At 41.4% G+C, this 13,622-nt stretch carries 10 protein-coding genes; 5 read left to right on the forward strand and 5 right to left on the reverse strand.

The genetic code is table 11. From position 1 onward, the window contains the following. Positions 1 to 103: 103 nt before the first annotated feature. The 3 genes from ACK4HU_RS07280 to rlmD all read right to left on the reverse strand — a co-directional run bounded on the left by ACK4HU_RS07280 (position 104) and on the right by rlmD (position 3,526). A complete protein-coding gene (locus ACK4HU_RS07280) occupies positions 104 to 1,582 on the reverse strand; it encodes an ATP-binding cassette domain-containing protein (protein WP_409804880.1) in 1,479 nt (492 codons plus the stop codon). A gap of 163 nt (positions 1,583 to 1,745) precedes the next feature. Then, the gene (locus ACK4HU_RS07285; RefSeq protein WP_409804883.1) at positions 1,746 to 2,123 is read right to left on the reverse strand and encodes a hypothetical protein; all 378 of its coding nucleotides are present in this window, start codon (positions 2,121 to 2,123) and stop codon (positions 1,746 to 1,748) included. After that, positions 2,120 to 3,526 carry a 23S rRNA (uracil(1939)-C(5))-methyltransferase RlmD gene (rlmD, locus tag ACK4HU_RS07290; protein WP_409804885.1) on the reverse strand — a complete coding sequence of 469 codons (1,407 nt, stop codon included), beginning with the start codon at positions 3,524 to 3,526 and terminating at the stop codon, positions 2,120 to 2,122. Before rlmD ends, ACK4HU_RS07285 begins: the two co-directional genes overlap by 4 nt. A 127-nt stretch (positions 3,527 to 3,653) precedes the next feature. On the opposite strand from rlmD, the gene tnpA reads away from it, so the two are divergent. The 5 genes from tnpA to ACK4HU_RS07315 all read left to right on the forward strand — a co-directional run bounded on the left by tnpA (position 3,654) and on the right by ACK4HU_RS07315 (position 11,443). Next, on the forward strand, positions 3,654 to 4,121 hold the full coding sequence (tnpA, locus tag ACK4HU_RS07295; RefSeq protein ID WP_409804888.1) for an IS200/IS605 family transposase: 468 nt from the start codon (positions 3,654 to 3,656) through the stop codon (positions 4,119 to 4,121). Between the two features lie 408 nt (positions 4,122 to 4,529). Continuing rightward, the gene (locus tag ACK4HU_RS07300; RefSeq protein WP_409804890.1) at positions 4,530 to 5,342 is read left to right on the forward strand and encodes an SDR family oxidoreductase; all 813 of its coding nucleotides are present in this window, start codon (positions 4,530 to 4,532) and stop codon (positions 5,340 to 5,342) included. Continuing rightward, complete coding sequence (locus ACK4HU_RS07305) at positions 5,343 to 9,257, forward strand: AAA domain-containing protein (protein WP_409804892.1); 3,915 nt, start codon at positions 5,343 to 5,345, stop codon at positions 9,255 to 9,257. A 552-nt stretch (positions 9,258 to 9,809) separates the two neighbouring features. Continuing rightward, positions 9,810 to 10,151 carry a helix-turn-helix domain-containing protein gene (locus ACK4HU_RS07310; protein ID WP_409804893.1) on the forward strand — a complete coding sequence of 114 codons (342 nt, stop codon included), beginning with the start codon at positions 9,810 to 9,812 and terminating at the stop codon, positions 10,149 to 10,151. After that, positions 10,145 to 11,443 carry a type II toxin-antitoxin system HipA family toxin gene (locus ACK4HU_RS07315; protein ID WP_409804895.1) on the forward strand — a complete coding sequence of 433 codons (1,299 nt, stop codon included), beginning with the start codon at positions 10,145 to 10,147 and terminating at the stop codon, positions 11,441 to 11,443. The genes ACK4HU_RS07310 and ACK4HU_RS07315 overlap by 7 nt, the downstream gene beginning before the upstream one ends. Before the next feature lie 45 nt (positions 11,444 to 11,488). Here the strand turns inward: ACK4HU_RS07315 and ACK4HU_RS07320 are convergent, their stop codons facing one another. Together ACK4HU_RS07320 and ACK4HU_RS07325 are read right to left on the reverse strand one after the other, a co-directional pair. Next, a complete protein-coding gene (locus ACK4HU_RS07320) occupies positions 11,489 to 12,610 on the reverse strand; it encodes an AAA family ATPase (protein WP_409804898.1) in 1,122 nt (373 codons plus the stop codon). Positions 12,611 to 12,694: 84 nt separating this feature from the next. Beyond that, a complete protein-coding gene (locus ACK4HU_RS07325; protein ID WP_409804900.1) occupies positions 12,695 to 13,465 on the reverse strand; it encodes a YdcF family protein in 771 nt (256 codons plus the stop codon). Between the last annotated feature and the right edge of the window lie 157 nt (positions 13,466 to 13,622).

A 13,622-nucleotide genomic window follows, 5' to 3' on the forward strand; every position in this document is an offset into this window, starting at 1 on the left:
AAACATGAAATATCCTTCCTCAGCCTATGTCAAACCCACCTAACTCAAAATGAATTCCTTCCAGGATAAGTCTGGAACTAAATTAAAATTAAGCAGCTATTAATCAGGAGCCTAAATCAAATGTTTTATCCACCGATTCAGGAATATCTTCGGTGTAATGACTTACATAAATAAGGCTGACATGGCAAAGCTCGCATATTTTACCAATTGTTTCTTTAAAAATCTCACGCTGTTGTTCATCCATTCCTTGCGAAGCTTCGTCTAAAATCAGGAGTGTTGGGCATTTGATCAAGGCTCTTGCAAGTAAAGCCCAGCGTTGTTGCTCCAGAGGAATGCGCTGAATCGGCAGGTCTGCGAAAACCTCTAATTGGAAAAGGCTAAGCCAATCTTGAGTCTTTGACTCTTGTTCAAGTGTTGTCTTTTTGAACAAACCCATGGTGTCAAAAAAACCGGAGAGAATGACTTTTCTTACCGTTTGGTTGGCTGGGAAAAATCGAACCAACTCCGGCGCAACGAATCCAATTGGTTTTTTCAGTTCCCAAATGCTTTCACCTGTTCCTCTTTTCCTTCCAAAAAGCCAAAAATCCTGTGAGTAGGCCTGAGGATTTTCACCGATCAAAAGACTAATCAAAGTTGACTTTCCCGATCCATTTTTACCTCGTAGCAGCCATTGCTCTCCTGATTCCACCTTCCAGTTGATTTGGTTCAGAATTGTCTTTTCCCCATATCGAATACTCACATCTTTCAGTTCAATCACTGTCTCGGAAAATAGAGAAATTGGACTGATGAGTTTTTCCAAAAGAGAAAGATCCCAAGGTAAACTTGCCTTTTCTTTTTGGACGATTGGATAGCCCTCTCTTGTCCATTTTTCAGAGATTCCTCCATCGCCAAGTTTTGCGATATGAGTAATTCCATCTGGAATTTCATGAGAGGAAGTTGTAATCAAGACGTGAATACCGTTCTGAATTATTGCCTTCAAAAAATCCCCAAAAGCCGACCGGCTTTCCTGATCAAGCCCGGTCATAGGTTGATCCATCAGATAAATTTTGGGTTGGGAAAGAAGACCCAAAGCTAGACTTATGCGACGTGTTTCTCCGTTGGAAAGCTTGAGGATTGATTCATCCAAAAGAGGAGTTAGTCGAAGTAATTCGGAGACATTTTCCAAGTTCCAATTTCCTGAAACAGTTCTCGAATTTTCGATCAAATACTCCCGAACTGTAGCGGCTTCATCCGACTCGGAACTGTTGAATCGCTGCTGAAAGTAAAAGTTCTGCAGATTGGATTTATTTCGAAATCGATACTGCTGCGAGACGTAAGCCATCAAATCCCGAAAGCTGTTGATACTTCCTTCCTCATTTTTTTTGGAGGTATAGGATTCGGAAAACGGTCTCGAAATTCTTCCTTCCGGAAGGTGAGTCCTGCCTAGCAGCGTTTCTAAAAATGCGGTAAGTTCCCGACCCGAATCTCCGATAATCGCCCAATGCTGCCCTTCTTCCCAAGTGAAATTGAGGTGTTGAAAAGTTACTTTTCCGAGGTGGTGGACTTGTGCATTTTCAACTTGAAGGAGAATCTTAGAAGTCAAGGAGTTAGGGTTTAAGTGGTTTTCTTAAATGTAAGCTTTTGCGCTGATTTTGAAAATGATAAGAATTCACGTTAGATATGGCTGTAAGTTACTATACTTTACTGACTGAAAGCCAGTAATTAAAAAGGCTTTACCTTAATGATAGGTAAAGCCTATTTTTGAATTAATCATTTGGATATGGGATATACACAAAAGAAGTAAACGCCCCATCCATCACGAAAAGACAACAGAATTCGTCGGGGTCTTTGTAGGCTTTTTTGAAGTCGTCCAAGGCCTCCTCAGCGATCAAAGTCCGTTGGACAAACTCATCGACGTAGGTGACGAAGTAATTCCAATCCAGGTCTTTTTCGGCCTTGCCGATGAAGATTTTCCCGATGGGCTGCATGTCTTTGGCAATGGGGAAAATCGGAAAATCAGAGAATCCTCGTGTACGGATTTGGTAGGAAGCTTCCTTTAGCACGTCTGAGATTTTTACAAAATCGCTGGTAATCGTACCCAAATACTTTCCGCTTAGTTCGGGATCGTTGAAGTCTGAAATCATTTTTTTAGTGTTAAAAGTACCACATTTTCCACATGATAAGTTTGGGGAAACATATCCACTGGCTGGACTTTTTCGACCTGATATTTTTCACCAAGTAGCGCCAAATCTCGAGCTTGGGTCGCAGGGTTGCAGGAGACATAAACGATCTTGGGTGCTTCAAGTCTGAGCAGCATTTCCACCACTTTTTCATCCATTCCTGCGCGAGGCGGATCGGTGATGATGACATCCGGTGCGGCGTGATTAGAGATGAATTCCTCATTCAGAATGTCCTTCATATCACCGGCATAAAAGAGCGTATTGTCAATTCCGTTCAGTTGGGAATTGAGTTTCGCATCCTCAATTGCAGCTTCGACATATTCCACACCGATGACTTGTTTTGCTTTTTTAGCGACGAAATTAGCGATAGTTCCAGTACCGGTATACAGGTCATACACGACTTCATCGCCTTGCAGATCGGCAAACTCACGGGCAACTTTATACAACTCGTAGGCCTGCTCCGAGTTGGTTTGGTAGAATGATTTGGGACCAATTCTGAATTTTAGCCCTTCCATTTCTTCCTCGATGTAGGGAAGGCCGCTGAAAGTAACCAATTCCAGATCGTTGTAAGTTTCGTTTCCTTTGGTGTTGATGACGTAAATCAAGGCCGTGATTTCAGGAAACTTTGCTTTCAAAAACTCCATCACCAGATTAATTGAACCTGGGTCATTTTCCCCAAACTGCACAATAACCATCGTTTGATTGGTTGTTGTAGTTCGGATAATCAAATTGCGGAGTAGCCCAGCATTCCCACGGATATCATAAAAGCTCAACTGATTTTTCAGCGCAAAATCTCTGAGTTCGTTTCTGATTTCATTCGAGAGTCCACCTTGCAAATAGCAATGTTCGACATCGATGATTTTGTCAAACATTTTTGGAATATGGAATCCCAAAGCACTGCGATCAAATTCTGCTTCGGATCTGATTTCCTCGAGAGTAAGCCATTTTTTATTGGAAAAAGTGAAATCGAGTTTGTTGCGATAGTATTGAGTTTTGGTAGAACCCAAGATTGGCATCACCTCAGGAATCGGCACTTTTGCGATCCGCTGAAACTGATCCACCACTTGTTGACGCTTGTAGTCTTTCTGTAAGTCGTAGTGAATATGTTGCCATTTGCAACCTCCACAGGTACCAAAATGCGAGCAAAACGGTTCGATTCTGTCTTTAGAAAATTCATGGAAATGAACCACTTCTCCCTCCATAAATGAGCTTTTCCCCTTTGTGATTCGAACATCGACCACATCTCCTGGAGCGACACCGGACACAAAAACAACCTTTCCCTCATGATGGCCAACACATTTCCCTTCGGATGCGATTCGCTCGATCTGTAGGTTGGTAATGACCTTATTTTTCATTTTTCGCGACATGGCCGCAAAATTAGGGAAAAAGGCGGAGAAGATCTTTCGGCTTTTTAAAACAGAGAAAGCCTTCTTTATAGTTTCTCTTTCCTCAATATTGTTTTTCAATTAAATTCATTCAAACCTTTTAAATCCCATGGGAAATACCTACCACCAAGTCTATGTACAAATCATTTTCGCAGTAAAGGGGCGGCAGAGTTTTTTGAAAAAGGAGTTCAGAGAAGACTTTTTTAAAGTAATGGCATCGATGATTCAGAATCAAGGTCATAAATCTATCATAGTAAATGGAGTAGCTGATCACGTACATTGTTTAGTTGGTTTGAATCCTGACAAAAAGATTTCAGACCTCGTCAAAGATTTGAAAACAGATTCAAATCATTTTCTAAAGGACAAAAACTGGGTTCTAGGAAAATTTGACTGGCAAAATGGTTATGGAGTTTTTTCCTATTCAAGGTCTCAGCTCGACAGGGTTTATCAATACATTTTAAATCAAGAAGAGCATCATCGGAAAAAATCCTTTCGAGAAGAATACATCAGCTTTTTGAAAAAATTTGAAATCGAATATAAAGACGAATACTTATTTGAATTTTATGAGGATGAATGATCATCGGCTTCTCTGATGGAGTAAAAAACCACTCCCAGCAGCGGTGCGTTTTTCTTGTAATCCTCTTAAAACGCTTCTCTGAAGCTCACACTCATCTGGTAATCCATGTTATTTCAATCAAATCGCCTCTCTGAGGCTAATTTTTAACAGATTTCAATTTTAAAACAGCTTAACGATTACAAAATTGGCCTATAAATTTGACTTTTGATTTTAGCACCAGCGGTGCGTTTTTCTTGTAGATAATCAATTCTAGTGAAAGTTGACCAGAGCCCCAGCGGGGCGATTTGATTACAAGTATTCTTGGCGAGTTTTTAATTCGATGCTATTTATTTGGAATACGATGAGAATACCTTCCTTAAATCTTTCCTTTTCCTTCGATTCCTTATCTTTACAATCGAAAGTATACCCATGAAGCTCAAAGACAAAGTCGTCATAATCACAGGTGCAACTTCCGGTATTGGTGAAGCTTGTGCGCTCACCTTTGGAAAAGAAGGAGCAAAAATCGTAATCACCGGACGCAACCAAGAAAAGCTTGACCAGAGTTCAAAACAATTAAAGAGCATAGGAATCGAGGTTTTGGCTGTTCTGGCTGATGCAGGATCCGAAGCTGACAATAGAAGAATGGCCGATGAAGCGATCAAAGCTTTCGGTAGAATCGACATTTTGATCAATAACGCCGGGATTTCTATGCGGGCGCTTTTTCAGGATTTGGACTTGGAAGTTTTCCGAAAGGTCATGGATACCAATTTTTGGGGCACGGTCTACGCTACCAAATTTTGCCTTCCAGAAATTCTTAAATCCAAGGGTTCGATAATCGGAATTTCCTCAATCAATGGCTTCAGAGGCACTCCTGCAAGGACTGCATATACAGCGAGTAAGTTTGCAATGAACGGTTTTTTTGAATCGCTACGGACAGAAGTGATGAATCAGGGTGTTCACATAATGGTTGCAGCACCGGGTTTTACAGCTTCAAATATCCGGAATAATGCGCTTACGGCACATGGTGAAGCACAAGGAGCATCTCCTCGGGACGAGGGAAAAATGATGACCGCTGAGGAAGTAGCTGAAGAAATTTTGAAGGCTACCATGAAGCGCAAAAGAGATCTTGTACTGACTACCCAAGGCAAACTTGCGGTATTTTTTAACAAATGGGCACCAAAATTCATGGATGGAGTGGTTTACCGAGAGATGGCCAAAGAAAAGGATTCACCTTTAAAATAAATGGCTGAATCGATCTTCCAGAATTACATCAATCGGCTGACTGACCTTTCGTCCAAAAACAGGTCAATGTATTTGCCAAAAGTGGATGGGGTGGGAAAGGTCGAATTGAGGGAACTGGATTTTCTCAACAATGAACCGGCATTTGAAATTCTTCGAAAGATCATTCAGGGAAAAAAACGGATTCAGTTAATTCCGGAAGCCGACCCTCGAATGGGAGAGACTAATCAGCTTTCCAAAAATCTATCCCGACTCGCATTTCGAGATCAATTGACTCAGGAGGAAACGGGCGACCAAAGCTTGTTTTTGGCTTGGCCTTTTGTAGAGGGAAAATTGATTAATGGTCAAATTCTTCGAGCTCCAATTTTGCTTCTTCCAGTACAGTTGAAGCGGGAAAAAGATTTCTGGTGGCTGATTATAGCTGATTTTTGGCAATGGAATCCCGCGTTTCTTTTGGCTTATCGACATGCCTATCAAAAGGAAATTGACGAAGAAAAGCTTCAGGAAGACCTTGGGAATCTCTCCGAGGATCCTACGGAATTCCGTACTCAGCTTAATCAGATTTTAGCAGATAACTTCCAGATTCAGTTAAGTTCTTCACTCTTTGAGGATCAATTTGCTCCTTTTCCTTCTTCTCAAATCAGCCTCGATCAAGATCGTTTTCAAGACGGAAGGATCAGTCTTAAAACCTATGCCATTCTTGGCCAATTTGCCCAGAGCGGTAATTTCCTTTTCCGGGAATATGTGGAATTGAAAACATCGCATGATTCAGAATCATTGGAGGATTTGTTTGAGCGCTATTTTGCGAAAGGAGAGACACAACCTATTCCACGAGAGGAACAGCTATTCCCGATCTTTCCTTTGGATGCTTCACAAGAAAATGCACTTCTAAAGGTTAGGCAAGGCAAAAGTCTAGTGGTGGAAGGTCCTCCTGGAACCGGAAAATCTCAATTGATCGCAAATTTGGTCTCAGACTTTATCGCACGAGGAAAAAAAGTGCTGGTTGTCTCCCAAAAACGTGCTGCTCTGGATGTGGTTTTTGATCGAATGGATAAAGCTGACTTTGGAGATTTTTTGGCTTTGGTCCATGATTATCGAGCGGATCATCGAATTCTCTTTGAGAAAATCAAGAAGCAGATTGAATTCATAGAAAACTATCAAGAGCAAAACCGGGGAATCGATTCCATCCAGCTTGAGCGGGAGATTTCGAAGCATTCCGGGACGATTGCTCGATTATCGGAAAAGTTTGAATCACTTCGAACAGAACTTTACCAGGACCAGTACGCAGGAATTCCGATAAAAGCACTCTACCTAAGTGCGAATTTGGAAAGTCCAGCAATCCATGATTCCAATCTTTTGCTCAAGTTGAATTACCAGCAATCACTTGATTTTGAAAAGGAGTTCAAGATTTTTCAAGCGTATAATCAAAAATACAAGCAGACTTTTTGGGGAGAACGACTTTCTTTTACAGAGGTGAAACCAGCAGATTTTGCGAAGGTTAGTCAAAGTTTGAAGGAGGCGGAGAGCTTTCGAATGACCATTCCAGCTGATTTCGATAAAGAAAATTGGATAGATTTTTCAAGTTCAATTCTGAATTCATCTGAGGCAAATCTTAAAATATTAAAGCTTAAGGAAGCCATAAATCTGATCCCAAATGCTGAAGTTTTTTATCCCTTGATTTTTCATTCTAAGGAAATTAAAAAACTGAATCAGATTCAAAAATGGATTGAAAATGCTGAACATGAGCTTTCAGAACTGAAATTGGCACTTTTTTCAGAAAAGTCGAAGCTTGAACTTTTAATAAAGGAATTGGAAATTCTACTTCCCAAATCGAAATCGTATTTCGGTAAAATTAGTGTCGCATGGAGTAGAATGAAGTTCCATATGAGTTTTCAGACATTGGCTGAGAATGGTTTGAGATTCAACTTTGATTTACTTGCTCAAATTGAAAAGGAGGCTAAGACAAGGATTCGGCTTCAAAATGAATATCATGATTTGACAACTGTTCAAGGCTTCTCATGGGATCAATTTTCCAGAGAAAATCTTTCCTATCAACTGGTGTTGATTAAGCAAGTATTGGATTTGGAAAATAGCTGGAAGGACTTGAAAGAAGTTAATGAATTGACTGACTGGTCGACTTTGAATTTCAATTCGTTCCAGTCTCAGCTGATTAAAATCGCAAGCTGGAGCAATGATTTCGAGCGATCAGCCCAAAGTTGGAAGCATTGGTTGAGTCAATCTCAGATCATCGAAATTCTTAAAAATGGGCTGACTCAGCTTTCACTAGACAACGAATTGACTTTAAATCAGACCTTTTCTGAACTGACGGCTTTTGATCGATTTCTTGATGAATGGTGGAGTGAGAAAAGGGAATTAGCCTCAAAAATCGACAGTCAATTCCCGGACTATAAAGCCGATGATAAACTCACTGCATTTCGAAATGGCTGGAATCTAGCTTGGATTGGGGAATTGGAGCGAAGAAATCCCGTGCTTTCTGAGCTAGGAAGTCTGAAGCTTTCGGAGGAAATGACGGAGCTCAAAACCTCTATTCTAGAAAAGCGCAAGATTGCAAGGCATGTGGCATTGCTTCGACTTCGGGAGCAAGTTTGTGTTCCATTAGAATTCAATCGACTTGGCAATCGCCTGACGTATCGGGAACTTTTGCATCAGGTGAGCAAAAAGCGACAGCGCTGGTCAGTTCGTAAACTGGCGGGAGAATTGAGTTCGGAGGTTTTTCGGCTTTTGCCTTGTTGGCTGGCAAGTCCGGAGACGGTTTCGGCCTTGTTTCCATTGATGCAGAATTTTGATTTGGTGATTTTTGACGAGGCGTCTCAATGTCCCGTGGAGCGGGGTTTGCCGGCTATGCTTCGAGGTAAGCAGGTGGTAGTTGCCGGAGATTCCAAGCAACTTAGGCCCTCAGATTTCTATCAGGTGAAGTGGGAATCTGAGGAAGAGGGGATGGAATATGAAGCTGAATCACTGTTGGAGTTGGCAGGACATTTCTTTGAGAAAATTCAACTCAAAGGTCATTACCGCTCGGCGGATCCTGGGTTGATTCACTTTTCCAATTCACATTTTTACAATAATAAACTGGAGACTTTGCCTGATTATCTGACGATCAAAGCTGGAAAGACTCCATTTTCCTGGCAAAAAGTAGAAGGAATCTGGGAAAGCCAGATGAATAAAACCGAAGCTGATGCAGTGGTGGAAAAAGTAAAAACCATCCAAGAAAATGATCCATCAGATTCCATTGGGATTGTGACTGGGAATTACTTTCAGATGGAATTGATCCGCGAAAAGCTCTGGAAATCTGGAATTCAATCAGATAAGGTCAAAGTTCGGAATATCGAAAATGTCCAAGGAGACGAGTTTGATCAGGTGATTCTTTCTTTGGGCTATGCTGCCAACCGGGAGGGAAAGCTGATTACCAACTTTGGCTTGCTGGGTAAATCCGGCGCAGAGAATCGGCTGAACGTAGCGATCACGCGGGCTCGAAAAATGATGCATGTAATCAGTTCGATCGAACCGGAGGATTTCCGTCCCGGACTGTTGAATAATCCTGGTTTGGCTTTGCTTCGTGAGTTTTTGACTTGGGTTAAAGCTCAAAGTCTGACAAGGGAAGTTCCGTCGCCCGAAGTAGCTGTTGCTGGATTTGAAATTGATTGGAGTTTAAAAAACCGACTTTTAGCAGAAGATAATCGCTATTCCAGACAGATTCCTTCAGCGGTGATGGATTTGGTTTGGACTGTTCGAGATGGTGAACAAACTGCGATTCTGACAGATGATCAACGCTTTTTTAATGCATCCACAGCGAAAGCTGCGATGGCTTATCATCCGATTCTGCTGGAAGAAAAGGGCTGGAACTGGGAGTGGAAGTGGAGCAGGTTTTTTTTAGAGTATCAAGATGTTAGACATTAGTATCAAGATCAGAAGTAAGAGACGAGATACAAGAAGCTAGAGGAGACAATTTTTGATTTTAGAAGTCGGATTTCGGATTTACGACGTTTTTGTAAACAAACAACCCTGAAAGGGTTGAACAATTTCGGTTAATTTGTAAATATTGTGTTAAGTAAAATCAGGACGAGACATATCTAGTAGCAAGTATCAAGACCAGATTTGAGGTACTAAAAACAAGAATTGAGATTTGTAGTATTAGACACATAGAACCATACAATGAAGAATCAGTTTTTTTGAATGATAAAGCATTCATTAATTAGTTTATTTGATTTTAATGAATGATTAATAATTCATTAATTAGTTTATTTGATTTTAATGAATGATTAATAATTCATTAATTTTTTTCATTTTTTGAGATTTTGAAATCAAAGTTTAGCACCTAACCTTGTCTCTTGCCTCTAGTGTCTTGCTTCTAGTATCTAGCGTCTTATATCTTTCAAAATAAATTTCAATAAAGTTTGATTTATCATTCATTAGATTGTATTTTTGATATTAATGAATGAAATATAAGTCATGAATGTAGCCCAGTTATCCGATATGGCCATTCTCCAGATGATCGGAGATTTCATCAAAAAGAAGCGTATGGCCCTCAATAAGACCCAAGATCAGTTGGCTGTGGAGGCGTGTATCAGTAGGTCCACGCTGAGTCTTTTGGAGCGAGGTGAGAAGGTCAATCTCATCACCCTGATTCAGGTTTTGCGGGTTTTGAATGAGTTACAGTTATTGGAGGCATTTGAAGTGAGACAGCAGATTCGTCCGCTCGATTACATTAAGCTTCAAAAGAAATATGAGCGGCAGCGAGTTCGTAATTCAGATTCAGACATAGCCGCTGATAATCCTCCATCTGAATGGTAATCGCAGCTGAAGTTTGGCTTTGGGGTAAGCTTGCCGGTGCGGTATTGTGGGATGAGGCAGAGCAATTGGCTGGATTTGAGTTTGATCCCGGATTTTTGCGCTCGGGATGGGATATTGCACCGATCACTATGCCGCTGAGCCAAGGGAAGAAACTGCATGCTTTCCCGGAGATCCGACGGGGTCGAAATGATGGGTTTGATACATTCCGGGGACTTCCGGGGCTGTTGGCAGATATGCTGCCCGACAAGTATGGAAACCAACTCATTAATGCTTGGCTGGTGCAAAATGGACGGCCAACAGATAGCCTTAACCCCGTGGAGTTGCTTTGCTTTATTGGTAAACGCGGTGTTGGTGCTCTGGAAATTAAGCCTTCATTGCGAAGTGAATCCAATACTGCTACCAATCTGGAGATCGACAGCTTAGTCGGCATCGCTAATAAAATCCTGAATTCGAGAGAAGACTTTCAAACTGATATTTCGAAAGAAGAGGAAGCTGCTTTGGCAGATATCCTAAAGATTGGAACATCGGCAGGAGGTGCTCGAGCTAAGGCTGTGATCGCTTTCAATCCTGAAACCGGAGAAGTCAAAAGTGGTCAGGTAGAGACTCCGTCAGGATTTTCACATTGGTTGATCAAGTTTGACGGAGTGACTGACAGTCAATTCGGGGCTTCGGTAGGTTATGGTCGAGTGGAAATGGCCTATTACCTGATGGCTTTGGAAGCAGGAGTTGAGATGAATGAATGTCGGATTTTGGAAGAAAACGATCGAGCACATTTTATGACCAAGCGTTTTGACCGTACCACCGAAGGAAAAATCCACATGCAGAGTTTGTGCGGATTAAGGCATTTTGACTTCAACCAAGTAGGAATGTTTAGCTACGAGCAAGTCTTTGAGACCATGCGGATGCTGCGTCTCTCTTATCCCGAAGCGGAGCAAATGTTCATTCGGATGGTGTTCAATGTCCTGTCTCGAAACTGTGACGACCACACCAAAAACTTTGCTTTTCTGATGGATAAAAGTGGAAAATGGACGCTTTCACCTGCATATGACATTTGCTATGCGTATCGCCCCGGAAGTCTATGGGTGAGCTCTCAGTCGCTTCAAGTCAATGGAAAAAGAGAAGGAATCACGGACGCTGATTTTTTGGAGGTTGCCAGAAAGATGAATATCAAAAAGCCAGAGGAAAAGTTCGAACAGGTCAAATCCGCTATTCGGAGATGGAGAGAATTTGCTGAGGAGGTGGAAGTCGATGCAAAACTCAGGGATTCGATACAGGCTACGCTCTTGGTTTAGCTGAATTACTTTCGTGTGGAAAAACGATGTGTCGGTTGACTACAATTAAAGAGAAGCTAGCCACCTTGCCAACTGCACGTCATGCACGAAATATGCCCCTTCGTCGTAAATAACCAATTCTTGTTTTTCCAATGCCTTGAGTGCAGTTCGGATTGAGCTTGCTGCACCCAAATCATGTTTTCCAATGAAGTCCTTTGAAAAAGGGTTATTCAGTGGTTCCTCCTTCGCAATTGCTTTGAATACTGTCCATTGTGTGCGTGTGAGGATCTTTTGGAAATTGGCAAATATTCCCTTTTGCTGGTCTAGAATCTGTGAAAATACAGTTTGGATGTCTTCTTCTTTAACTTTTGTATAATTGGCAAATAATTGATTGCAAATTAATTGGATCGTGTAAGTCTGACCTCGGCCCCACGTGTATATCTTTTGTATCAGCTCTTCTGAGATTTCTTTTTTGGCATGTGAAAAATGGTTTTGGATAAATGCTGAATAGACTTTGAGGTCAATCGGACTGAGGTATTCCAGCTGTGCACTTTGGTAAAATGGGCGCTTTGTCTCAGTAAACATAGCTTCCATCATGGATCTATGGCTACCGCTGAAAATGAATCTAACTTCAGGAATCTGCTGTACCCAAGTTCGAAAAACGGCCTCTGCTTGCTGGTTTTCGAACTCTCCGATTTGTTGAAATTCGTCAATTGCAAGAACAATTCGTTTTTTTCTTGTTTTCAAAAAATCTCCCAGCGATCGGAGTGATTCTGAAGCTTTCTCTGGTTGGCGTACAGAAACGGAGATTTCAGGCAATCCAGTGAATGGATTAAAATTCAAGGTAGCACCTAAAGACGCCAGTAGTTTTTGCAAAGTGGAGCCGATTCCAGAGGCGGTTTTCCCATATTTATCATAGACTGCAGATGCAATCGCTTTGATAGCTTCTTCCAGATTTTGAGTTGCTAGAAAGTCAATGTAGATGGTTTCGAATTGATTGGATTCCTCCAGCTCTTCAAATAGCCTTAAAGTAAGGGCTGATTTCCCTAATCTCCTCCAGGCGTACAGTACGATATTTCTATCGTTTTTAATGTGATCAAAAAGGTCTTTCAATTCTTCCTCCCGATCACAGAAGTAAGCTTTTCCTTGATAGGAGTTGATCACAAAGGGGTTAAATGGAGCCTTCATTTGAGATGAATTTACGTGAATTGCGTTGCGTAAAGTACGTTGCGCAAAGTACGCAATTTTAATTATTTTTCAAGACAAAATGTCTCACATATATCCCACTACCTTATACATCGCTATCCCAATCCATTCCTTCACCAGTTTGTGCCAATTGGAGATGGAGTCTGCGTTAGGAAAAATCAATGCGGGAATATCGTATTTCAGGTCATGAGAATAATAATCCGTGGGAAAAGTTTCCGTTTTCAGACCGACTTTTTCAAAGCATCCTTTGGAGCGTGGCATGTGAAAAGCAGAGGTGATCAGTAGAAATTCCTGATCGGTGGGAATGCCCTTTTGCACAAGAAAATCCTTAGTAAACTGGGCGTTTTGAGCGGTGTTTTTACTTTGATCCTCGATCAGAATATCCGATTCTGGCATTCCGGTCATGATCAAAAACCGCTGAAGCAATTCTGCTTCAGACTGAGGATTTACAGGATTTAGCCCTTGACCGCCTGTAATGAGGATTTTCTGGATTTTTCCCATACGGTAGAGTTGCAGAGCGTGAGTGATTCGGTCGGCCCCTTTGTTGAAAAAAGTTCGGTCGGTGGCTGTTTTGCTGAGGTTGGTGACCCCGGTGAGGACGATTCCGATCTCGTGATTTTCGATTTTATCAAATGATTTGAATTCCGGTTCCCAAGCCAATAAAGCCAGATTGGAAAGAAATGGATTGGTAAAAAAAATCAATAGTCCTATTCCAGTCCAAAGGCATCTTTTACCCCATTTTCTGTGAAAGTAGACCGCCCCAAGCAAAATCAATATCATCACAATTGTCAGCGGCATCGCCAAAAAACTCAGAAACTGTGAGAGGTAGAAGAACATGGGATTTGATTTTGGGCAAAGAAAGGGGGGAAAGGGGTAATTTTCAAATTCAATGTGCAATGTTCAATTTTCAAGTGAGTTTTCCTTGATCATTGGGTTTGATCATTGATATTTGAACATTTTAATTTCAATCTGATTTCTCTTATCGGACTCATAA

The sequence above is a fragment of the Algoriphagus sp. genome, from assembly GCF_046296635.1.
Taxonomy (GTDB): domain Bacteria; phylum Bacteroidota; class Bacteroidia; order Cytophagales; family Cyclobacteriaceae; genus Algoriphagus.